General features: G+C 65.3%; 19 protein-coding genes and 3 tRNA genes. 14 read left to right on the forward strand and 8 right to left on the reverse strand.

Annotation, left to right across the window (positions count from 1 at the left end; genetic code table 11):
• Positions 1 to 54: 54 nt before the first annotated feature.
• The 3 genes from rapZ to ASC78_RS15185 are packed head-to-tail and all read right to left on the reverse strand — an operon-like array spanning position 55 to position 3,522.
• Positions 55 to 930 (reverse strand): RNase adapter RapZ, encoded by an 876-nt coding sequence (gene rapZ / locus ASC78_RS15175; RefSeq protein WP_055802736.1) that lies wholly within the window; start codon positions 928 to 930, stop codon positions 55 to 57.
• On the reverse strand, positions 930 to 2,609 hold the full coding sequence (recN, locus tag ASC78_RS15180) for a DNA repair protein RecN (protein ID WP_055802738.1): 1,680 nt from the start codon (positions 2,607 to 2,609) through the stop codon (positions 930 to 932). The genes rapZ and recN overlap by 1 nt, the downstream gene beginning before the upstream one ends.
• Position 2,610: 1 nt before the next feature.
• Positions 2,611 to 3,522, reverse strand: coding sequence for an NAD kinase (locus ASC78_RS15185; RefSeq protein WP_055802741.1), 912 nt, complete (start codon positions 3,520 to 3,522; stop codon positions 2,611 to 2,613).
• A gap of 28 nt (positions 3,523 to 3,550) precedes the next feature.
• Here ASC78_RS15185 and hrcA point away from each other — a divergent pair, with 28 nt between their 5' ends.
• The 5 genes from hrcA to greB all read left to right on the forward strand — a co-directional run bounded on the left by hrcA (position 3,551) and on the right by greB (position 6,014).
• Complete coding sequence (gene hrcA / locus ASC78_RS15190) at positions 3,551 to 4,558, forward strand: heat-inducible transcriptional repressor HrcA (protein WP_055802742.1); 1,008 nt, start codon at positions 3,551 to 3,553, stop codon at positions 4,556 to 4,558.
• A 32-nt stretch (positions 4,559 to 4,590) separates the two neighbouring features.
• A tRNA-Ile gene (locus ASC78_RS15195) sits at positions 4,591 to 4,667 on the forward strand.
• 64 nt (positions 4,668 to 4,731) lie between these two features.
• Positions 4,732 to 4,808: transfer RNA gene (locus tag ASC78_RS15200), tRNA-Arg, on the forward strand.
• Between the two features lie 158 nt (positions 4,809 to 4,966).
• Entirely contained in the window at positions 4,967 to 5,413 is a 447-nt protein-coding gene (locus ASC78_RS15205; RefSeq protein WP_055802744.1) for a hypothetical protein, read from the forward strand.
• A 25-nt stretch (positions 5,414 to 5,438) separates the two neighbouring features.
• Positions 5,439 to 6,014 (forward strand): transcription elongation factor GreB, encoded by a 576-nt coding sequence (greB, locus tag ASC78_RS15210; protein WP_055802746.1) that lies wholly within the window; start codon positions 5,439 to 5,441, stop codon positions 6,012 to 6,014.
• A gap of 21 nt (positions 6,015 to 6,035) precedes the next feature.
• Here greB and ASC78_RS15215 read toward each other — a convergent pair whose 3' ends face one another.
• The 4 genes from ASC78_RS15215 to ASC78_RS15230 all read right to left on the reverse strand — a co-directional run bounded on the left by ASC78_RS15215 (position 6,036) and on the right by ASC78_RS15230 (position 10,161).
• On the reverse strand, positions 6,036 to 8,291 hold the full coding sequence (locus ASC78_RS15215) for a RelA/SpoT family protein (protein WP_055802748.1): 2,256 nt from the start codon (positions 8,289 to 8,291) through the stop codon (positions 6,036 to 6,038).
• A 93-nt stretch (positions 8,292 to 8,384) separates the two neighbouring features.
• Positions 8,385 to 8,588, reverse strand: a complete 204-nt coding sequence (gene rpoZ / locus ASC78_RS15220; RefSeq protein ID WP_021009011.1) for a DNA-directed RNA polymerase subunit omega — start codon at positions 8,586 to 8,588, stop codon at positions 8,385 to 8,387.
• Between the two features lie 29 nt (positions 8,589 to 8,617).
• Positions 8,618 to 9,238, reverse strand: coding sequence for a guanylate kinase (gmk, locus tag ASC78_RS15225; RefSeq protein ID WP_015867099.1), 621 nt, complete (start codon positions 9,236 to 9,238; stop codon positions 8,618 to 8,620).
• Positions 9,239 to 9,246: 8 nt separating this feature from the next.
• Positions 9,247 to 10,161 (reverse strand): YicC/YloC family endoribonuclease, encoded by a 915-nt coding sequence (locus tag ASC78_RS15230; protein WP_055802750.1) that lies wholly within the window; start codon positions 10,159 to 10,161, stop codon positions 9,247 to 9,249.
• Positions 10,162 to 10,253: 92 nt separating this feature from the next.
• Here ASC78_RS15230 and ASC78_RS15235 point away from each other — a divergent pair, with 92 nt between their 5' ends.
• The 6 genes from ASC78_RS15235 to ASC78_RS15260 all read left to right on the forward strand — a co-directional run bounded on the left by ASC78_RS15235 (position 10,254) and on the right by ASC78_RS15260 (position 15,036).
• The gene (locus ASC78_RS15235; RefSeq protein WP_055802752.1) at positions 10,254 to 11,261 is read left to right on the forward strand and encodes a serine/threonine protein kinase; all 1,008 of its coding nucleotides are present in this window, start codon (positions 10,254 to 10,256) and stop codon (positions 11,259 to 11,261) included.
• Positions 11,258 to 12,163, forward strand: coding sequence for a PP2C family protein-serine/threonine phosphatase (locus tag ASC78_RS15240; RefSeq protein ID WP_055802754.1), 906 nt, complete (start codon positions 11,258 to 11,260; stop codon positions 12,161 to 12,163). The genes ASC78_RS15235 and ASC78_RS15240 overlap by 4 nt, the downstream gene beginning before the upstream one ends.
• Before the next feature lie 135 nt (positions 12,164 to 12,298).
• Complete coding sequence (gene rph, locus ASC78_RS15245) at positions 12,299 to 13,030, forward strand: ribonuclease PH (protein WP_055802756.1); 732 nt, start codon at positions 12,299 to 12,301, stop codon at positions 13,028 to 13,030.
• Positions 13,031 to 13,051: 21 nt separating this feature from the next.
• A complete protein-coding gene (locus ASC78_RS15250) occupies positions 13,052 to 13,651 on the forward strand; it encodes a non-canonical purine NTP pyrophosphatase (protein WP_055802758.1) in 600 nt (199 codons plus the stop codon).
• Positions 13,652 to 13,656: 5 nt separating this feature from the next.
• Positions 13,657 to 14,916 carry a radical SAM family heme chaperone HemW gene (gene hemW / locus ASC78_RS15255; RefSeq protein WP_055802760.1) on the forward strand — a complete coding sequence of 420 codons (1,260 nt, stop codon included), beginning with the start codon at positions 13,657 to 13,659 and terminating at the stop codon, positions 14,914 to 14,916.
• A gap of 32 nt (positions 14,917 to 14,948) precedes the next feature.
• A tRNA-Ser gene (locus tag ASC78_RS15260) sits at positions 14,949 to 15,036 on the forward strand.
• A gap of 61 nt (positions 15,037 to 15,097) precedes the next feature.
• Here ASC78_RS15260 and ASC78_RS15265 read toward each other — a convergent pair.
• Positions 15,098 to 15,493 carry a hypothetical protein gene (locus tag ASC78_RS15265; protein WP_055802762.1) on the reverse strand — a complete coding sequence of 132 codons (396 nt, stop codon included), beginning with the start codon at positions 15,491 to 15,493 and terminating at the stop codon, positions 15,098 to 15,100.
• A 1,114-nt stretch (positions 15,494 to 16,607) separates the two neighbouring features.
• Between ASC78_RS15265 and ASC78_RS15270 the strand changes: the two genes are divergently transcribed.
• The 3 genes from ASC78_RS15270 to ASC78_RS15280 are packed head-to-tail and all read left to right on the forward strand — an operon-like array spanning position 16,608 to position 22,503.
• Positions 16,608 to 17,744 carry an HlyD family efflux transporter periplasmic adaptor subunit gene (locus tag ASC78_RS15270; protein ID WP_235505104.1) on the forward strand — a complete coding sequence of 379 codons (1,137 nt, stop codon included), beginning with the start codon at positions 16,608 to 16,610 and terminating at the stop codon, positions 17,742 to 17,744.
• A 29-nt stretch (positions 17,745 to 17,773) separates the two neighbouring features.
• Complete coding sequence (locus tag ASC78_RS15275) at positions 17,774 to 19,105, forward strand: hypothetical protein (protein ID WP_055802767.1); 1,332 nt, start codon at positions 17,774 to 17,776, stop codon at positions 19,103 to 19,105.
• Positions 19,093 to 22,503: an efflux transporter outer membrane subunit gene (locus ASC78_RS15280; protein ID WP_055802769.1), complete on the forward strand. Its 3,411-nt coding sequence runs from the start codon at positions 19,093 to 19,095 to the stop codon at positions 22,501 to 22,503. The genes ASC78_RS15275 and ASC78_RS15280 overlap by 13 nt, the downstream gene beginning before the upstream one ends.

Raw genomic sequence — 22,503 nt, forward strand, 5'->3', positions numbered from 1 at the left:
CCCCGGTAGGGGGTTGGCGTAGCGACACGAAGTGCGCGAAGACTGGGGGCGAGCCTATACGGCGTCGAGTTCGCGGTGCCGCTTGAGGGCGCCCCAACGGGTTCCGAAAGCGCGCGCCAATTGTTCGACCAGGAATACCGAGCGGTGCTGGCCGCCCGTGCAGCCGATGGCCACGGTCACGTAGCTGCGATGGTCCCGGGCCAGCGCATCGAGCCAGCGCGAAAGAAATTGCTCAATGTCGTCGTACATGCGCGCCACATCGTCGTGCTCGCGCAGCCATTCGACCACCGGCGCATCACGGCCCGTGAGCGGGCGCAGCGTGGCCACGTAGTGCGGATTGGGCAGCATGCGCACGTCGAATACGAAGTCGGCGTCCAGCGGCACGCCGCGCTTGAAGGCGAATGATTCGAACACCAGCGTCAATGGACTCTGCGGCGCAGAGATCAGTGCCTTGATGTAGCTCTGTAGCTGAGCCGGGCGGATGAGGCTGGTGTCGATCACGTCGGCGCCGTCGCGCAGGTCAGCCAGCAGCTCTCGCTCGAGTTCAATGGCTTGAACCAGCGCGCGCTCCTGTTCGGGAGCATCGGTGCGGCCCTCCTGGCGCGAAAGCGGATGGCGCCGGCGGGTTTCCGAGTAGCGCCGCAGCAGTGCGTCTGTGGTCGCGTCGAGAAAAAGCGATCGCAGCGAGACACCGTCCTGCCGCAAGGCATCGAGCTGCTGCGGAACGATGGGCAGCGACACACCGCTGCGCACGTCCATCGCAATGGCGACCCGCGTGGCCTGCTGTTCGTGCTGAAGGGCTATGAACGGCGTCAGCAGCTCGGGCGGCAGGTTGTCGACGCAGTAGTACCCGGCGTCTTCCAGCGCATGCAGTGCGACCGACTTGCCCGAGCCCGACATGCCGGTGATGAGCACCAGGTCGAGGTCCATCACAGCGCTGCCGAAGTCTTGTGGCCCAGCATTTCGCGGGCATGCGCCAGCGAAGTCTGCGAAACCTTCTCGCCGCCGAGCATGCGGGCAATTTCGCGCGCGCGGTTGTCGTCGTCGAGCCGTGCGACGCCGCTTTCGGTGCGCGGGCCGTCCTGGCCCGCTGCGGTCGTCTGGCGCTTGGCCACCACCAGGTGGTGATCGGCGCAGGCCGCCACTTGCGGCAAATGGGTCACGGCCAAAACCTGGCGGTCGCGCCCGAGCTGTTTCATGAGGCGCCCCACGGTCTCGGCCACGGCACCGCCGACGCCGGCATCGACCTCGTCGAAGATCAGCGTCTGCGCTGCGCCGAGCTGGCTCGTGGTGACCGCAATGGCCAGGGCAATGCGGGACAGTTCGCCGCCCGACGCCACCTTGCCGATCGGACGTGGTGTGCTGCCGGGATGGCCGCTCACCAGAAAGGCGATCTCCTCAAGACCGGCGCGGCCCGGCTGCGCCAGCGGCTGTAGTTCGACTTCGAAACGGCCGCCCTGCATGCCCAGGCCCTGCATGGCCTGCGTGACCGCAAGGGCGAGGCGCGGGGCCGCCTGCTTGCGTGATTTGCCGAGCGCCTTGGCCTCTTTCGTGTAGGCCTGCTGCGCGTTTTGCTCGGCGCGCTCCAGCCCTTCGAGATCGCTCTGCGCATCGAGCGCCTTCAGCTCGGCCTGCCAGCCGGCCAGCAGTGCCGGCAGGTCGTTCGGCGTGCGCTTGTAGCGGCGCGCCAGCGACATCCACAGACCCATGCGCTCGTCGAGCTCGGCCAGACGCTGCGGGTCGGCTTCGGCGTCGCGCAGGTATCCGTGCAATGAATGTGCGGCGTCGGAGGCCTGCGCCACGCTGGAGGCCAGCACCTCGCCCAGCGCGCGGAATTCGGGTTCGATGTGCTCGCAGTTCTGCAGCAGGGTGACCGCGCGCGACAGCGCTGCGAGGGCACCGTTGTCGTCGTCTTCCAGGGCCTGGCTGGCGCCTTGCGCCGCGTCGATCAGCGCCTGTGCGTTGGAGACGCGGGCATGGTTGGTCGAGAGCTCTTCCCACTCACCCTCGGCGGGGGCCAGCTTCATCACCTCGGCAATCTGCCATTGCAGCCGCTCACGCTCGCGCAGCAGCGAATCTTGCGCCGAGCGCGCGTGGTCGAGCGCGGAGAGTGCCTGCCGCCAGCCTTGCCAGGCCGCATCGAGCGCATCGGTGCGCACTCCGGCGTAGGCATCGAGCAGGCCGCGCACGGCCTCGGGCCGCGTCAGGCTCTGCCATGCATGCTGCCCGTGAATGTCGAGCAGGCGATCGCCAAGCTCTCGCAGCTGAGTGGCCGTGGCCGGGCTTCCGTTGATCCAGCCGCGGCTGCGGCCCTGCAGGTCGACGGTGCGGCGCAGCAGCAGGGCGTCACCGGATTCGAATCCGCCTTCATCGAGCCATGCCGCAAAGGCCGGATCGGCGTCGAACTCGGCGCTCACGTCGAGCCGCTCGGCACCCTCGCGCACCGCGCCGGCATCGGCGCGGTTGCCGAGCGCCAGCTGAAGCGCATCGATCAGGATCGATTTGCCTGCGCCGGTTTCGCCGGTCAACACCGTGAAGCCGGTGGACAGATCCAGTTCGAGTGATCGCACGATCACGAAGTCGCGCAGTGCGATGCGTCGCAGCGCCATCTCAGGAGCCCCCTTCGTTCCAATGAAGTTTCTTGCGCAGCGTGTCGAAATAGCTCCAGCCGCGCGGGTGCAGAAAGCGCACCCGGAAGTCGGAGCGGCGCACCACCACGCGATCGCCAATGGCGAGCGACGCCAGCGACTGCATGTCGAAATTGGCGCTGGCGTCGCGCCCGGCGACCAGTTCGATAACGATCTCGTCGGCATCGGGCAGCAGCACCGGACGGTTCGAGAGCGTGTGCGGTGCAATGGGCACCAGCACCCAGCCCGGCACCGCGGGATGCAGCAGCGGCCCGCCGGCCGACAGCGCGTAGGCCGTCGAGCCCGTGGGCGAAGCGATGATCAGGCCGTCGGCGCGCTGGTTGGCCACGAAATGCCGGCCGACCGAAACCCGCAACTCCACCATGCCCGACGTGGCGCCGCGGTTGACCACCACGTCGTTCATTGCCAGCGCATCGAAAACCGACGCGCCGTCGCGCATGACCTGCGCATGCATGAGGCTGCGGTGGTCTTCCTCGTACTCGCCGGCCAGCATCGGGATCAGGGTGGCCTGGTAGTTGTCGAGCGGAATGTCGGTGATGAAGCCGAGTCGCCCGCGGTTGATGCCGATCAGCGGAATACCGTAGCACGCCAGCTGGCGGCCGATGCCCAGCATGGTGCCGTCGCCTCCCACCACAAGGCCCAGATCGCAGCGCTGTCCGATTTCCTCGACACTCAGCGGTTCGTAGCGGCCGCCGACGTTCGCATCCGCATCGGCTTCGCCGTCCGCCGATTTTTCGACGAACACCTGGCACCCTTGAGATTCCAGGAAGGCGCCGATATCTTCCATGACGCCGTCGCGCGCGTCTGCCTGCGCCCGGGCGCCTGAAGCCTGGTATTTGCCGATCAGCGCGACGTGACGAAAGCGGGAAGTCATGTACAAATTACAACACTAAAATCTTCCAATGCTGGACGACCGTGCCAAGTTGCTCCTCAAGACGCTAGTCGAGCGTTACATCGCCGAAGGCCAGCCGGTCGGGTCGCGGACTTTGTCGCGCGCGCCCGGTCTGGACCTGTCCCCCGCGACCATCCGGAACGTGATGTCCGACCTCGAGTCGCTGGGGCTGATTGCGAGTCCGCACACCTCGGCCGGACGCATTCCCACCGCTCGCGGCTACCGGCTTTTCGTCGACACCATGCTCACGGCGCAGCGCGAGCAGATGAGTGCACCGAGTCTTGCGCCCGACCAGCCGCAGAAGGTGATTGCAAACGCCGCCAACCTGCTGTCCAACCTGTCGCAGTTCGTCGGTGTCGTCATGGCGCCGCGGCGCGCCTCGGTGTTCAAGCAGATCGAATTCCTGAAGCTGTCGGACCGGCGGCTGCTGGTGATCATCGTCTCGCCCGATGGCGACGTGCAGAACCGGGTGATCTTTCCGGAGGCCGACTATTCGCAGTCGCAGTTGGTGGAAGCATCCAACTACATCAATGCCCACTACGCCGGCCTGACTATCGAGCAGGTACGCGACCGGCTCCAGTCGGAAGTCGAAAAACTCCGCGGCGAGATTGCCGCGCTGATGCAGGCAGCGGTCAACGTCAGCTCCGAGGTGCTTACCGAGGCGCAAGAAGACGACGTCGTGATTTCCGGCGAGCGCAACCTGCTGTCGGTGACTGACTTTTCGAGCGACATGGGTCAACTGCGCCGTGCCTTCGAGCTGTTCGAGCAAAAGGCGCAACTGATGCGGCTGCTCGACGTTTCGAGCAAGGCGGAAGGCGTGCGCATCTTCATCGGCGGCGAAAGCCAGGTGGTGCCGTTCGAGGAGCTTTCCATCGTCAGCGCCAACTACGAGGTCGACGGGCAGGTGGTGGGCACCTTGGGCGTCATCGGGCCCACGCGCATGCCCTACGAGCGCATGATCCAGATCGTCGACATCACCTCCCGGCTGGTCAGCAATGCGCTGAGCCACCGCAAGTAGCCGGCGCCGCGAATAGAATCATGGCCTCTCGTGGGCCGTTAGCTCAGTTGGTTAGAGCAGCGGACTCATAATCCGTTGGTCGATGGTTCAAGCCCATCACGGCCTACCACTTGGCATTCATTTCTCACTCGGTTCGCCGAGGGGCAAAAATGGATGCTATAATCGATAGCTGTGCGGCTGTAGCTCAGTTGGATAGAGTACTTGGCTACGAACCAAGGGGTCGTGGGTTCAATTCCTGCCAGCCGCACCACTCTTTGAATGGCCTAGAAGGTTTCGATCTTCTAGGCCATTTTCTTTTGGCCCATCGCAAGCGTGCATCCATGCAGCCGCGGTCGCGGCGCGAAGAGAAAGCACGCTCATGCGCCTGGGGCTAAAGTTCAGCCCAGTCATACAACGGGGCAGGGCACCATGAGCATTTCGGCAAAGCGGCTTGCACTCCAGTTTTTCATGTTGTCTTCGGCAGCAGGTGCGGCGTCGGCAGGAACCATCACCTGCGTCCCTGGCGCAAGCAATGGCTCCGCGTCGCCCTTCAACTGGGTCCGCAGGATTTCGATCGACGAGCACTCCCGCACCGTCAACCTGGACGTCGTGCGTTCACGGACGAAAGACACCGAAACCATGGGGAAAATGAGGGCCGACCTCGTGAGCATGGAAGACGGCCAGACGGGAGAGCCGGTCTATGTTTTCAATTCCATTCCCACCGCCGGGACCGAGGTCACGCACCTCTTCAGGCTGTTCAAGGCGGGCGAGTGGCGTCTCATCAGTGCCGCCGTTGCTGTTGCGAGCAAAGTGCCCGCGCTGAGAGCAGTCGAGCAAGGCGTGGTCTTCGACTGCAAGCGCTCGGACATGGGTTGAGGAAAGTTGATTCGGAGCTTCTACCGTGAGCAAAGCATTCACCAGGGAAACCGACACTGATGCCGACGATGATGACGGCGACGGCACCGCCCCCGCACTGCCCAGCGGCAGCAAGAACTACATGACGCCCGCCGGCTATGCCCGGCTGCGCGACGAATTGCTCCAGCTGATGGACGAAGAGCGCCCGAAGGTGGTGGAGGCCGTGCATTGGGCCGCCAAGAACGGCGACCGCTCGGAGAACGGCGACTACCTCTACGGCAAGAAGCGGCTGCGCGAAATCGATCGGCGCATTCGCTTTCTCACCAAGCGGCTCGAGATCGCCGAGGTCACCGACCCCTCGGTGCACCACGGTAGCGACCAGGTTTTCTTTGGCGCCACGGTGCGCTATGTCGACGAGACCGGCGACGAGCGCAGCGTGACCATCCTCGGCATCGACGAAGCCGACAGCGCCAAGTTGCAGGTCAGCTGGATTTCTCCCATCGCGCGGGCGCTTCTCAAGTCACGCGAGGGCGACGTCGTGAAGCTGGTGACGCCGGGCGGCACGCATGAGGTGGAACTGCTGTCGGTCAGCTACCCAGTCCCTGATTCGGGCACGGCCTAGCAATTCGGCCTGCGGCCGTCTTCAGGCGGCGGGAACCATGCGCGCGGCGGTCAGCACCGAGGCGGTCCGCCGCGCAGCGCGCAAGACGGCGTCCAGATGGCTCCGGTCGCGCACGGCAATCACGAAGCGCAGGTCGGTCGAATCTTGTGGCGTCTCGTCGGCCATCTCGACGTGCGTGATGTCGGCCTCGGCATCAGCCAGCGTCGCGGCCACGCGGGCCAGCACGCCTTTGTCATTGCGCACGGTGATGACCACGCCAGTCTCGAAGGCGCGGGTGGGTTCGTCCGCCCATTCGACCGCGAAGAAGCGCTCGCTGTCCTTGTGGCGCAGGCGCTGGCCGACGCCGCAGCTTTCGGTGTGCACCACCAGGCCTTCGCCATGCCCGAGGTAGCCGACGATCTCGTCACCCGGAATGGGTCGGCAGCACAGCGCGAAGCGCACCGACGAGTTCTCGCTGCCATCCAGCGTGACGGCGCCCTGCGAGATGGTTTCGTGCGAAATAAAGCGTTCACGGCTCAGCAGCAGCGCGTCCGGCCGCTCGCCCAGTTCTGACAGCATGGCCACCAGGCGCTTTGCCACGATGCTGGCAATCCGCTTGCCCAGGCCGATGTCGGTCAGCAGTTCGGCGCGGGTGCGGTTGCCGGTGAAGCGCAGCAGCTTGTCCCACAGCGCCTGATGTTCCGCATCGTCGGCCGGCAGCTTGCCGAGGCCTTCGGCGCGCAGTGCCTGGGCCAGCAGCTTCTCTCCGAGGCCTTCGGATTCGGCGTGGGCCAGGGTCTTCAGGTAGTGGCGGATCTTGGAGCGCGCGCGGCCGGTTCGCACGAAGCCGAGCCATGCCGGGTTGGGCGTCGACACAGGCGCGGTAATCACCTCGACCACGTCGCCGTTCTTGAGCTCGGTGCGCAGCGGCACCTGGTCGCCGTTGATGCGGGCGGCCGAGGTGTGGTCGCCGATGTTGCTGTGGATGGCGTAGGCAAAGTCGACCACCGTCGCACCGCGCGGCAGCGCCAGGATCTGGCTCTTTGGCGTGAACACGTACACCGCATCCGGAAAGAGGTCGACCTTGACGTGGTCCCAGAACTCGGCGGCATCGCGGGTTTCATCCTGGATGTCGAGCAGCGACTGCAGCCACTTGGTTCCGAGCCTGTCGTTGCTGGGCGCATTCGGCTCTGCGGCCTTGTAGAGCCAGTGCGCCGCGACGCCCGATTCGGCCACCACGTGCATGGCCTCGGTGCGCAGCTGGAACTCCACGTTCACGCCAGCCGGGCCCACCAGCGTGGTGTGCAGCGACTGGTAGCCGTTGAGCTTGGCAATGGCAATGTGGTCCTTGAACTTGCCCGGCAGCGGCTTGTACATCTGGTGCAGGATGCCAAGGCCCGTGTAGCAGGCGATCACGTTCGGCACGATCAGCCGAAAACCGTAGATGTCGGTCACCTGGGCAAAGCTCAGGTGCTTTTCTTCCATCTTGCGGTAGATCGAATAGAGCGTTTTTTCTCGTCCCGCGATGCGCAGCGTCATGTTGGCGTTGGCAAAGGCGGTCTCGACCTCGCGCTGCACCTTCTGGATCAGATCGCGGCGGCGCCCCCGCGCCCTGGCCACTGCCTTCGACAGGGTGGCGTAGCGCCAGGGTTTCAGGTGGCGGAACGACAGCTCCTGCAGTTCGCGATACGTCTGGTTCAAACCCAGCCGATGCGCGATGGGCGCGTAGATTTCGAGCGTTTCGCGCGAAATGCGGGCCCATTTTTCGCGCGGCGCATCGTCCAGCGTGCGCATGTTGTGCGTTCGGTCGGCCAGCTTGACCAGAATGACACGCACGTCGCGCGCCATGGCCAGCAGCATCTTGCGGAACGATTCGGCCTGGTTCTCTTCGCGGGTATTGAACTGCAGCTTGTCGAGCTTGGTGAGCCCGTCGACCAACTCGGCCACCGGCGCTCCAAAGCGCTCGATCAACTCCGGCTTGGTCACCCCGCAGTCTTCAATGGCATCGTGCAGCAGGGCGGCCATGAGCGCCTGCGCGTCGAGCTTCCATTCGGCGCACTGCGCCGCAACGGCAATGGGGTGGGTGATGTACGGTTCGCCGCTGTTGCGCAACTGGCCCAGGTGCGCCTCGTCGGCAAAGCGGTAGGCGCGGCGCACCAGTTCGGTGTCTTCGGGACTAAGGTAGTCGAGCCGGGCCGTCAGCGCGGCAAAGCTTGCGGCAGCCGCATTCAGCGCCGCCGGGCTCGGCTTTGGCGTGCCCGAAGGGGCATGGGACTGATGTTTGGCGACCGCGCTCATGGCTATCACTTTAGCGTGACCGCTGTATGGACGCGTCCAGACGTAAAAAAAGCACCGCTTTGCGGTGCCTTTTCGTTGCAGGGGTGCGTCAGATCAGCCCGGCACCTTCTTGAGCATTTCGATGCCAATCTTGCCTTCGGCAATTTCGCGCAGGGCGGTCACGGCCGGCTTGTTCTTGCTCTCGATCTTGGGCGCGTGGCCTTGGCTCAGCATGCGCGCACGGTACGTGGCGGCCAGAACCAGCTGGAAACGGTTGGGGATCTGAAGCAGACAATCTTCGACGGTGATGCGGGCCATGATGAGAATCTTTCGGGGTGAGCAGGAAATCAGGGGATGTTCAGGGCGGCGAATGTGTCGGCACGTGCGCGGCGCTGTGCAGAATACCGAAGCCGCTGAGCGTGGACGATCGCCTTGAGATCGAAAAGCGCGCGCTCAAATAACTCGTTGATTATAACGAAGTCGAATTCCCCCGCCCTGGCCATCTCTTCGGCGGCATTCTTGAGGCGCAGTTCGATGACGGCCGCGCTGTCTTCGCCGCGCCGCTCCAGCCGCGAGCGCAATTCTTCCCAACTGGGCGGCAGGATGAAGATCATGACCGCGTTAGCAAAGGTCTTGCGGATCTGGATGGCGCCCTGGAAGTCGATCTCCAGGATGACGTCGGCCCCCTGGGCGATCCGCTCCTCAATGGCTTTCTTGGAGGTGCCGTATCGGTGGCCGTGCACATGGGCCCACTCCACGAAGCCGTCGGCGGCGATCATGGCGTCGAATTCGGATGGCGAGGTAAAAAAGTACTCCCGGCCGTGCTTTTCCTGCCCGCGCGGTGGCCGCGTGGTGTGGGAAACCGAAGGCTGGACGGCCGTGTCCAGCTCCATGAGCGCCTTGACCAGGCTCGACTTGCCGGCACCGCTTGGTGCCGCGACGACAAAAATATTGCCCGGATAGTCCATTCGCTCGCTCATTCGATGTTTTGTACCTGTTCGCGCATCTGCTCGATCAGGACCTTCATGTCCACGCCAATGCGGGTGAGCTCCAGCGCAGCCGACTTGGAGCCCAGTGTATTGGCCTCGCGATGCAGTTCCTGGATCAGGAAATCCAGCCGCTTGCCGATTTCGCCGCCCTTTTTGAGCAGCCGCTCGATCTCGTCGAGGTGGGAATTCAGGCGCGTGAGCTCTTCAGCCACGTCGATGCGGATGGCAAAGGCGGTGGCCTCGTTCAGCGCCCGGTCCTGGGCCGCCTCGGGCAGGGTGCCGCCGGTGAGGCCCATGGCCTCCTGCCAGCGCTCCAGGAAACGCGCCCTCTGCTGCTCAACCAGCTGGGGAATCAGCGGCCCGGCCTGTTCGACCAGCGTACGCAGCTGGGCCAGGTGGGCCTCCAGCATCTTGGCGAGCCGTGCGCCTTCGCGCTGGCGGGCGGACATCAGGGCGTCCAAGGCCTTGGCGGTCACGTCGATCAGGTCGCTAGCCCAGTCGCCACGGGTTGCGCTGTCGCCGCCGGCAAGGCGCAGCACGTCGGCCACGCTCAATTCGCGGGCGCCGGGCAGCCAGGCCTTGATGCCGTCCTGCACGCCGTTCAGCCGCTGCAGCAGCTTGACGGAGGGCTCGACGACGCCGGCCTGGGCGGTGTTCTCGATGGCGGCCCGCACCTCGACCTTGCCGCGCTTGAGCTTGCCGGTGAGCAGCTCGCGCAGCGCGGTTTCATGCTGGCGCAGTTCCTCCGGCAATTTGAAGGTGAGATCGAGGAAGCGGCTGTTGACCGAGCGTATCTCGACCCCGAGTCGTCCCGCGGCGGTAGGCCGTGCTTCGGCTTCGGAGTGGCTGCCAACGGGCCCGTTCTGGCCACTGGCATAGCCGGTCATGCTGTAAACTGGCATTGCGCCTCACTGTGGTTTTTGCTTGCATGCACCGAGGCGTCGGCATGGCGTTCGCTTGCCGCACCATCGCCTTCGGGCGAAACTCCCGGATTATGTCAAAGGTCAAGCCTTCGCCCCTGCTGCCCGATACGGTCATTGGCGGTTACCGCATCGTTCGCCGCCTTTCCGCAGGCGGTTTTGGCGTTGTCTATCTCGCCATAGACCCCAGCGGACAGCAGGTTGCCGTCAAGGAATACCTGCCGTCGTCGCTCGCCACGCGCGGGCCGGGCGAGCTCACGCCCGAGGTTCCGCCCGAAAAGCTCTCCCTCTACAGGCTCGGTTTGAAGAGCTTTTTCGAGGAAGGCCGCTCGCTCGCACAGATCTCGCATGCCTCGGTGGTCAGCGTTCTCAACTTTTTCAGGGAGAACGAAACCGTCTACATGGTCATGAACTACCTGGAGGGCGCGACCCTGCAGGACTTCGTGGTGACCGCGCGCGACCTGAAAAAGCCCAAGGTTTTCCGGGAATCGACCATCCGGTCGCTTTTCGACGAAATTCTGCGGGGCCTGCGCATCGTGCACCAGTACAAGATGCTGCACCTGGACATCAAGCCTGCCAACATCTTCGTCACCGACGAAGACCGCGCGGTGCTGATCGACTTTGGCGCCGCCCGCGAGGTGCTCAGCAAAGAGGGCATCTTCATCCGCCCGATGTACACCCCCGGCTTTGCCGCCCCCGAGATGTACCGGCGCGACTCGTCGATGGGCCCCTGGACCGACATCTACGCCATTGGCGCTTGCATTTACGCCTGCATGCAGGGCTATCCGCCCAACGACGCCCCGCGCCGCATCGAGAAAGACCGGCTCAGCCTGTCGCTGTCGCGCCTGCGCGGCGTGTACTCCGACAACCTCATCGAAGTGGTCGAGTGGTGCATGTCGCTCGATCCGCTCTCGCGGCCGCAATCGGTCTTTGCGCTTCAAAAAGAACTGAGCCGCGAAGGCGAGCGGCGCTACACCAAGCTCACCGTTGGCGAGAAGGTGCGGCTTTCATTCGACAACATCCGCTCCTTCGACAAGAAGGCCCTGCCCAGGGCGGCGGCACCTACGACGCGTCCGGCATGAAATTCTCGGTATTCCAGGTCAGCCGCAAGGGCGGCCGTCTCAAGAACGAAGACCGCATGGGCTATTGCTACACGCGGGAGTCGGGCCTCTTTGTGCTGGCCGACGGCATGGGCGGCCACCCCGAGGGCGAGGTTGCGGCCCAGCTGGCATTGCAGACCATTGCGGCGCTCTACCAGCGCGAGGCGCGCCCCACCGTCAAGGACGCCAAGGCCTTTCTGGCCGAATCGGCCATGGCCGCGCATCAGCAGATCATGCGGTACGCAAGCCACAAGGCCATGCTCGACACGCCGCGCACCACCGTCGTCGCGGCCCTGCTGCAGGGCACCACGGCCACCTGGATGCATTGCGGCGACTCGCGCCTTTACGTGGTGCGCGACGGCCGCCTGCTGACGCGCACGCGCGACCATTCGCACGCCGAGCGCCCGCGACCACAAGGCTCGGACATGCCGGTCAACCGCAACCTGCTGCTCACCTGCCTGGGCTCGCCGACCACGCCGTTGTTCGATATTTCGGCCCCGCTGCAACTGCAGCGCGGCGACCGCATCATGCTGTGCTCGGACGGCGTCTGGGGCGTGCTCGACGACGCCGTCATCGTGCACACGCTGTCTTCCGACAAGCCGGTGTCCGATGCGGCGCCCGACCTCGCCGAAATGGCGCTTCGCAAGGGCGGCGCCCACAGCGACAACGTGACGCTCATCGCGCTCGAATGGGAACAGCCCGATTCGACCCGCGAAGAGCGCGGCGTTTCCACCGAAACTATCGACGAGGGCGTTTTTGCGTCCACCATCCAGGCCGGCATGCCCTCCGATGGAGAGATCGAGGACATGGACGAAGACGCCATCGAGCGTTCGATTGCAGAAATCAACGAGGCCATTCGCCGCTCTGCGGCAAAGAAGATTTGATACCCGGGCGTGCCGCGCTCGCGCCGCCCACCCGTTTTTAAGTAAGGCTGCTGTTCCTACAGCTGCCGGCAATGCCGGCGCCGCGGCACGGTTGGCCGATGAGTTCCGTTTTTATTCCCACGCACCTCTCACAAAATGACTGCTTTCACACGAAGCGCCGGCCGCGCCGCCGACCAGCTGCGCCCGGTGCGCATCACCCGCGGTTTCACCATCCACGCCGAAGGCTCGGTGCTCATCGAATTCGGCCAGACCCGCGTGCTGTGCACCGCCTCGGTTGAAGAGCGGGTGCCGCCGCACAAGCGCGGCAGCGGCGAAGGCTGGGTCACGGCCGAATACGGCATGCTGCCACGCGCCACCCACACGCGCAGCGACCGCGAGGCCGCCCGCGGCAAGCAAAGCGGCCGCACGCAGGAAATCCAGCGCCTCATCGGCCGCTCGATGCGCGCCGTATTCGACCTGGCCGCGCTGGGCGAGCGCACCATCCACCTCGACTGCGACGTGCTGCAGGCCGACGGCGGCACCCGCACCGCGGCCATCACCGGAGCATTCGTTGCCGCGCAAGACGCCGTCAACAAGCTACTGGCCGCCGGCACGATCCCCGCATCGCCCATCAAGGGCCACGTGGCCGCCATTTCGGTCGGCATCGTCGGCGGCACGCCGCTGCTCGACCTGGAATACACCGAAGACTCCGCCTGCGACACCGACATGAACGTCGTCATGACCGGCGCCGGCCATTTCGTCGAAGTGCAAGGCACCGCCGAAGGCGCTGCCTTCTCGCGCGAAGAGATGAACATCCTCCTCGGCCTGGCGGAGAAGGGCATTGGCGAACTGATCGTGCTGCAGCAGCAGTCCCTCGTTTCGAAGTAATCAAGTAGTTAAGTAGTGGCGATGAAACTGGTCCTGGCCTCCAACAACGCCGGCAAGCTTGCCGAGCTCCAGCAGCTGTTTGCGGAGTTGGCCGTAACGCTCGTGCCCCAGTCGGCACTGGGCGTGGGCGAGGCCGAGGAACCGTTTCGCACCTTCGTTGAAAACGCGCTGGCCAAGGCGCGCCATGCCAGCGCCGCGACCGGCCTGCCCGCCATTGCCGACGACGCCGGGCTTTGCGTCGATGCCTTTGGCGGCTTGCCGGGTGTCGACACCGCCTTCTATGCCACGCAGTTCGGGTACGCCAAGGGCGACGCCAACAACGTCAAGGCCCTGCTGGAGCAGCTCGACGGCGTGGTCAACCGGCGTGCCGCACTCGTCAGCACGCTGGTCGCGCTGCGCGGGCACGACGACCCCGAGCCCCTCATTGCCGTCGGTCGCGTGGTCGGCGAAATTACCAAGGCGCCCATCGGCGACAACGGCTTTGGTTTCGATCCCGTCATGTATTTGCCCGGCTTCGGCAAGACCTTTGCGCAGCTGCCGCCCGAAGTAAAAAACGCCAACAGCCACCGAGGCCAGGCGGCCAAGGCCATGCTGGCCTTGATGCGCGAACGCTGGTTCTGACTCCAATGGCCACTGTGTTTCCCATTCAGCCGGCACAGGCCGCGGGCGCGCCGCAGGCCAACGACGTGCTGCACTGGATGCGGCCCGGCCCGCTGCAGCTTGCGGCGCTGCCGCCGTTGTCGCTCTACATCCACCTGCCCTGGTGCCTGCGCAAGTGCCCATATTGCGATTTCAACTCGCACGAGTGGCGCGCCACCAACGAGGCCGAGGCCGAAGGCATTCCCGAGGCGGCCTACCTCGACGCGCTGATTGCAGACCTGGATGCCGCGCTGCCGCTCATCTGGGGCCGCACCGTCCACACCATTTTTATTGGCGGCGGAACGCCTAGCCTCTTTTCGCCCCAGGCCATCGACCGCCTGCTGGGCGACGTGCGGGCCCGCCTCAAGCTGGCGCCCGACTGCGAGATCTCGCTCGAAGCCAACCCCGGCACCTTCGAGCGCAACCGCTTTCGCGCCTACCGCAGTGCGGGCGTCACGCGCCTGTCGGTCGGTGTGCAGAGCTTCAATGACGAGCACCTGAAGGCATTGGGCCGCGTGCACGATCGCGCACAGGCCATTGCCGCCGTCGAAGAAGCTGCGAGTGCGTTCGACACCTTCAACCTCGACCTCATGTACGCCCTGCCGGGCCAGACGATCGAGGGCCTGGACGCCGACCTGACCCAAGCGCTGGCGCTCGCGCCGCCGCACATCTCGGTGTACCACCTCACCATCGAACCCAACACCTGGTTCGCTAAATTTCCGCCGGCCTTGCCCGAAGACGACGTGGCCTACGCCATGCTCGACCGCATCACCGAGCGCACCGCCGCCAGCGGCATGTCGCGCTACGAGGTTTCAGCCTACGCGCGCGCCGGCCACACCTGCGCGCACAACCTCAACTACTGGCAGTTTGGCGACTACCTTGGCATTGGCGCCGGCGCTCACAGCAAGCTGAGCTTTGCCCATCGCATCGTGCGCCAGGTGCGCTTTCGCGAACCGCGCCTGTACATGGACAACGCCCGCGCAGGCGCCGCCGTGACCCAAAGCGAAGAAGTCGCGCTGGCCGACCTGCCGTTCGAATTCATGCTCAACGCGCTGCGCTTGAAAGAAGGCTTCACGCTGCCCCAGTTCAGCGAGCGCACAGGGCTGGCCATGACCAGCATCCAAAAAGGGATGGAAGAAGCCGAGCGCAAGGGCCTCATCGCGCGCGACCTGCACCGCGTGTGGCCCACCGAGCGCGGGCTGGATTTTCTGAGCGACTTGCAGACGCTTTTCCTGCCCGAGGCTTGAGGCCCCAGCGTCAGCATAAAATCGACGGTTCCGGAGAGTTGGGTGAGTGGTTTAAACCAGCAGTCTTGAAAACTGCCGACGAGAAATCGTCCGTGAGTTCGAATCTCACACTCTCCGCCAAATCTGCCACTTCGCGCAACAGCGCTTCGAAGCCGAAGCGCCGGCCGCCCACTTCGCCTCGCTACTCAAACCGTATCTCAGCCACCGTAGGCGCATTCGGTTCCCTGGTGTTGGCATTCGCAATGGCGCCGTCCTTCTCATTCCTGAACCAGTAGCGGCATCCGGTTCGAGAAATCATCGTCACGCACATCGAGCCGTCGGGATTGAAAAACCACTTGCCCGACGCACGGCCGGGGCCGCTTCGATTGGCAAAGTCGACGCGGCCGTCCGAATAGAACTGCCAGCGCGAGACCATGCCGGTCGAACGATTGCTTGAAACGATGGGCTTGCCGATCAAGGTGGTCTCGATCTCGGCTTTGCTCAGAAACACGCGGTCATGGATTGGTGCGTGCTCTTCGGAGATGGCGGGCACGGCGGCAACGCAAAGCAGCGTGCGGATGGCGTAGCGTGTGAACATGACATGCCCCTCTGACGTCGCGTGGTCGGCGGGCGTACAGCCGTGCGCGTGCGTCCAACCGCCTGGTTGGCCTGTCGGTAACGCCGGATGGCGTTACATGGCATTAACTAAAAAGCGCTACATCTCTGCGCGCTAGATCCGGCCGGTGCACGCGAACGAGGCCTGCTTCTTCCTGCGCTCCACAGCCACGCCGGGAGGCTGTGGCCCGAGATCGACCTGCGGAAGGCGGCATTCTTTTTCGGCGATGACACGACTTGTGCTCCGATGGTCCCTCGGTAAGGTGGCCGAAGGGCGTTGTGTGGTGGCTTTCGCAAACTCCTTGGCAAGGCGCCAGCGACCGCGGATGAGCACTATGAATGCAACTGTGCAGATGCTTGTATTGCGCTGTGTCGTGCGTACGGCGCTTGTAAACGCCCGCCTCGTGAATCGCCTTGTGCAGGCGCGGGCGCGATCCCTTCGAGACCGCTGCGGAACGGCCCGCTGGCCGCTTTTTTCTTGGCCTCGGCGTTGCCTAAATCCGTCAGAGTCGCACGGGTTGGTTACCGGATATGTTCGGCTAACCTAGGCCGCGGCTGCCGCTTCCCGATGCCTCGATTTCCGCGCTCCGGCGCTTTTTGCGGACGCGGCTTGGAGAGCTTGCTGGGCAACCCTGAAACCGGCTGGGTTTGCCTGCCGGACGAGGCCTTTCGTTGTCAACAGCGATAAATCCGACGCCACTGTAGGAAGTTAGCTCGACCGAATGGTCGGTCAGGATGTGAAGTCCGCACATCTTGTTGCTCACCGAAGCAGTGGTAATTCGGGTTTAGCCGTACCTTCGTATTGCACTGCAGCATGCGGACGCGGCGGCCCTCGAGGCGCCGGCAGCTCCGCTGGGTTGCGGGCAAGTTCCCTTTCATTCATGGATGTTGCGCCGATTTCCGGCGCACGCCTTCGCATCAAGAGGTGGGGTATGCGTGTGTCGAAACTGCCTTCATTTGTTTTTCCCCGCGGCGATCGCCGCACTGGCAGCGCGAGGGCCCGTCGGGTTCCGCGCAGCCCTCATAGAGCCCGGCAGGGGGGCGCCTTCGTTCCCAAGCTGGCGGCGTATGCGCTGCTGGCCTTCGTGCTGTGGCTGATGGTGGCCACACTCGTCCAGCCGCTGTTGTCTTCGCAGGCCACGCGAGCGGTGCTGCAGGCGCCTGTTGGCCTGATCACGTCGCCTATCAACGGCGTGGTGTCGCAGATGGTGGTGCATGCGCGCGACACGGTGGAGCCCGGCACCATCGTGGCTACGGTGCGCAACCCGACCGTGAGCCAAGAGATTCTCACCACGCTGCGCTCGCAGCACCTCGCACTGCAAAGCCAGTTGGCGCAATTGGGCAACCAGTTCAAGGCCGACAACCAGGAGATGAGGTCGGTCGGACAAGAGGCCACGGTTCACCGCGAGGCGTCCGTGGCGCAAGCCTGGGAGGCCTGGCAGATTGCGCGGCGGCAGCGCGACGTGGCGCACAGCATGGTCGAAGAGCAGGAGAACAAGGTCAAGACCAACCAGGCCTTGCTCGAACAGGGCGCGATCAGCGAGCAAGTGATGAACGCGTCGATGGCGCAGCTGAACACGGCGCGTGCCAATGCGTCGGTGGCGGAACAGGCCTTTGCGGGACAGGCGCAGACCGTCGCCAGCGCGGGCCAGGGAGCGTTCGTAGGCACCGGGGGCAACAGCCTCTTCCAGACGCTCGCAAGCCGGCGCGAGGTGCTTCGCAACAGCGTGGGCCGGGCCCAGCAGGACGGCGCCGCCATCCTCCAGCAGCTCAAGCAAGTGATCAAGCTCGAAGAAGAAGAGCGGCAACGGGTCGAGAAGCTGTCCTCTTACGAAATCAAGGCCACGCAGTCGGGCCAGGTTCACTCGGTGCTCGCCCCCGAAGGCGCGTACGTCACCGCGGGTGCCTCGCTGGTGCGAGTGACCGACTGCAGCCGGCTTGGCGTGGTGGCGGTGTTTCCGGCGCGGGTGGCCAAGCGCCTCAGCATCGGCTCGACGCTCGACGTAACCCTCACCGAAAACGGCGCCGCGGTGCCGGCGCGCGTGGAGCAGTTGCTGCCCGTGGCGTCTGAAGAATTGCAGAGCACCTACAGCGTGCCGTTTCCCTTCGCCGAGCAAGGCTCGATCTACGCGGTGGCGCGCATCGAGGCCAAGGACGTGTCGTCGGCCGCAACCGCCGCCGGCAACAACCTGTGCGCGCCCGGCAAGGTGGTATCGGCCACCCTTAAATCCTGAGCGCCGGCGTACCGGCTTCGAAAGGAAACATGCAGCTCTTCCCGCTCTCCCGGACTCTGGCGCATTGCGCCGTGGCATCGGTGGCCTTGGCGCTGCCGATGTCCGCGGCCTTGGCCCAGCAGCCTCGGCAGCCCGGCAGCGCCGTGCAGAAAGAACTCGCGCGGCAGAGCTGCGAGGGCCTGCGGCGAGCCGTGACGGAGGACCAGAAGGGCGCCGCTTCCGGGCCGCTGTTTCTCGCCAGCTACCGGCTGGCCGACCCGAGGCAAGGCACCCCGCTGGAGCCTGCGTTGGTGGGCGCGGCCTTCACGTATGACAACGCGCTGGCCGGCATTGCGCTGCTGGCATGCGGCGACACCGCATCGGCCAGGCGCATCGGCGACGCGGTGGTGCGTGCGATGGAACGCGACCCGAACACGGCCGACGGGCGTGTGCGCAACGCCTATCGCGCGGGTCCGATGACCGAGGACAAAGCCGCGCTGCCGGGGCGCTGGGACACGGGCAAGAACCAGTGGATCGCGGACGCCTACCAGGTGAGCACGGCCACGGGCAACGTGGCCTGGGCCGCCTTGCTGCTGCTCAACCTGAACGAGGCCGAACCATCGCCCGCCTATCTGGCAAATGCACGCAAGCTGCTCGGCTGGATCGAGCAGCGCACGCGCGCCAAGAACGCGCCCGACGGCTACAACGGCGGCTGGTATGGCTGGGACAACGCGCAGCGCGCGCAGACCTGGAAGTCGACCGAGCACAACATCGACATTGCCATGACGGCCGCATGGGCCGCGCGTGCAGCAGGCGGGCAGGCCGACGCCGAGCGCCAGCAGGCGCGCACCGCGCTCGAGTTCGTGCGCCGCATGTGGAACCCGTCGGAGCAGCGCTTCTACATCGGCACGAAGGAAGATGGCGCCACCATCTCCACCGAGAGCTCGGGATTGGATGCGCAGTTGTGGCCTTTGCTCGCTGCGCCCGAAGGCTCATGCGCCTGGACGCGCGGGCTCGATTGGGTGGAGAAGAACCATCGCTCCGGCGAGGGCTACGGCTTCTCGCGCAATCCCGACGGCATCTGGACCGAGGGCACTGCCCAGGCCGCCGCAACCCTGGTGGCACGCAAGGGCTCGGCGCCCGACGCCTTGTGGCAACTGCTGGCGTCGCAGCGCGCCGGCAACGGCCTGTACTACGCAACGCCCAGTGCACGCATCTCCACCGGCCTGGCCATCGGCCCGGACTCGGCGGGTGCCGACTTCTTCTACTACCGCTGGCCCCACCTCGGCGCCACCGCCTGGATCGCGCTGGCCGCGACGGGCTTCAACCCCTTTACCGGCAAGACCATTGCCGCAGGAGCTGCTTCACCATGTCCCACCTGATTGCCACACCGGAGTTCCAGCTCAACGCACTCGTTGCGGGGCTCGCACTTCTTCTGATGACATGGGGGCGGGTCCAGCGCGCCTCCCATCGCATGCTGTTCGGCGGGCTCACGGCGCTGCTGTTGATGCGATATGCGATATGGCGCGTGGTCGCCACCATGCCGCCTTCGGACCTGGGCTTTGAAACCTTGTTTGCGTGGGTTTTCCTCGCTTTCGAGCTCACGGCCATCGTCTACACGCTGATGTCCATTCACATGCTGGTGCGGCGGCGCGACAACCATGCCCTGGCCGACCGCGGTGAAGCCGAGCTGCGGCGCCTTGGTGCCAAGGTGCCGGCGGTGGACGTCTTCATCTGCACCTACAACGAAGAGCTGGCCGTGCTGGAAAAAACCATCATCGCCGCACAGGCCATCGACTACCCGCAGGTGAAGGTCTGGGTGCTCGACGACACCCGTCGCGACTGGCTGCGCGACTATTGCGAGCGCAAGGGCGTGCACTACGCGCGGCGGCCCGACAACAGCCACGCCAAGGCCGGCAATCTCAACAACGGGCTGAGTATTTCAGCGGGCGTGACCAATGCGCCGTACATCCTGGTGCTCGATGCCGACTTTGCGCCGCAGCGGCAAATCATCTATCGCATGCTGGGCCTGTTTGCGGACCGCAAGGTGGGGCTGGTGCAGACGCCGCAGTTCTATTACAACGCCGACCCCATCCAGCACAACCTGCGCGCCACCGACAGCTGGGTCGACGAGCAGCGCGTGTTCTTCGACGTGCTGCAGCCCGCCAAGGATGCGGTGGACTCTGCCTTCTGCGTGGGCACCTCGTTCATCGTGCGGCGCGACCTGATCACCGCCGCGGGCGGCTTTCCGGTGGGCAGCGTGTGCGAAGACATCCACACCACCTACCTGCTGCTGCGCCATGGCCACGTCACGCGCTGGCTGGGCGAGCGGCTGTCGAACGGCTTGTCGGCCGAGAGCATCATCGACTACATCAACCAGCGCAGCCGCTGGTGCCTGGGCACGGTGCAGCTCGCGCTCCTGCCCCAGGGGCCGCTGCGCGGCAAGGGCTACAGCCTCTCGGCGCGGATGCACTTCTTGCACGGCCTGCTGCATTGGCTCGGCAAGCCTTTCATGGCGCTGATCATGCTGGCGCCGGCGCTGTACTGGTATGCGGGCGTCTCGGTCTTCCATGCCTCGCCGCAGGCCTTCGCCGCCTACGGTTTGCCCCCGCTCGTGATGTTCTGGGCCTACAGCTACTGGATCAGCGAGCGGCGCTGTCTGCCCGTGTTCAGCGAGGTGAGCCAACTGGTGGCAGCCATGGCCGTCACCAGTACGCTCGCAAGCGCCATGCTGCGGCCCTTCGGCCGGCCATTCAAGGTGACGAACAAGGGGCTCGACCGCTCGAAGACGGTCGTGCACTGGAAGCTGGTCGCGATGTTCGGCGGGCTTCTTGTCGCGCTGCAGCTCGGCGGCGCGTCGGTGGCCTTGAGCGGCGAGGCGCTCACGCCCGGCGATGAGCTCAATCTCGTGTGGACCGGCATCGCGCTGCTGCTGTGCCTGGCCGCGCTCATGGCCTGTGTCGACTTGCCGCGCCCGGAACAGGAAGAGCGCTTTCCCTGGCGCGCTCGCACACGGGTGCGCACCGCGGCGGGCGAAGGCGATGCCCGCTTCGTCAACATCGCGGCGGACGGCGCGCTGGTGGAAGCCAAAGCGCCGCTGAAGCGACTGCGCGTGGGGCAGCCGCTTGAGGTGTATGTCGATACCGTGGGCTGGCTACCGGCGCGCCTTGCGCGCAAAAGTTCCGCGGGCGCCGAGCTGCGCTTCGACGCCACCTCCGAGGCTCAGCGCGAACAATTGGTGAGCCACGTGTTCACTGTGCCGCCGAGCCACGTCGCCGTCCAGGTGCGGCCATGGCGAGCCGCTTCGGCATTGCTCGAGAGCGCGGGGTTCGGCGCGCCCGGAGCGGGCTTCATGCGCCTCTTTCTGCGGCTGTTCCTGCTGGTGATCGCGACCTGCGTGGTGCTGGTGGTGAGCGGATGCAATCTGACGCCGCCGATGAAGCAGCCCGACCTCGCCGTGCCCACGCAATGGCCGGCCGGCACCACGGCGCCAAGCGCCGAGCCGGTGGACTGGCGCAGTTTCGTGCAGGACGAAGAACTGCGCGGGCTGATTGACACCGCTCTCAAGCAGAACCGCGACCTGCGCGTCTACGCTGCGAAGGCACGCGAGGCGCGGGCCGTGTATGCCGGAACTCGCGCTTCGCTGTTCCCGCAGATCGGCCTTTCGGGCCACGCTCAGCGCGCGCAGACCACGCCGCAGGGCTCGCTCAGCCCGATTGGCAACGTACCGACCAACGGGGGCGTGTCCAACAGCTTCGATGTGCAGGCCGGCGTGACTTCGTACGAGCTCGACTTCTTCGGCCGCCAGCAGAGCACGGCGCAGCAAGGCGGCGCCTTGGCCGAAGCAGGCGACAAGGACTACGCAGCCGCGCGCATGAACCTGGTGGGCGAGGTGTCGAATGCATACCTCACGCTGCGCGCCGACCGCGCATTGCTCGCCTTGGCGAATGCCAACGAAAGCGGGCTCTCTTCCAATGCCGACATGATCGGCCGCGCCAAGGCGGCCGGCGGCGCTGCGCAGCTCGATGTCTATCGTGCGCAATCGCTGTTGCAGAACGCGCGTGTGCGGCAAGAGGAATACCGCATGCGTGTGGCGCAGGATCTTCAGTGGTTGAACGTGCTGGTCGGTCAGCCGGTGCCGCCCGAGACAGGCAGCACACGGCCCTGGCCAGAGCGCTCGACGGCTCCGGTGACGGCGGGCCTGCCGTCCAGCCTGCTGCAACGCCGACCCGACTTGCTGGCCGCCTATGCGCGGGTCGAGGCCGCCAATTCGGGTGTGGGTGCGGCCAAGGCCGCGATGCTGCCGACCATCTCGCTCACGGCCCTGGCAGGCGGCATCAGCGGGGACTTGTCTTCGCTGCTCAGCAGCGGCAACAGGAGCTGGGCGGGTGTACTCGGTGTGTCGCTGCCCCTGTTCGACTGGGGGCGCCGCTCGGCCAACATCACCGCCAACGAAGAGCGGCTTGCGGCCGCCATGTCGTCGTATGAATACGCGGCGCAAGTGGCCTTCCGGGAAACCGCCAATGCGTTGATTGCCGACGACCACCTGCGTCCGCAGTTGGAGGCGCAGCAGACCCGTGTGCAGTCGCTGGAAAAAGTGGCCAGCATTTCACGGACGCGCTTTCGCGGCGGCCTGGAAGACTACTTCTCGAGCCAGGATGCCCAGCGCGAACTCTATGCGGAGCAACAGCAGCTGATCGAACTGCAGCTCAAGCAGGCCGTGAACCTGGTCAACCTGTACAAGGCGCTCGGAGGCGGATGGAGCAGCGCGCAGGGTTGA

The sequence above is a fragment of the Variovorax sp. Root318D1 genome (assembly GCF_001424835.1).
GTDB lineage: Bacteria > Pseudomonadota > Gammaproteobacteria > Burkholderiales > Burkholderiaceae_C > Variovorax.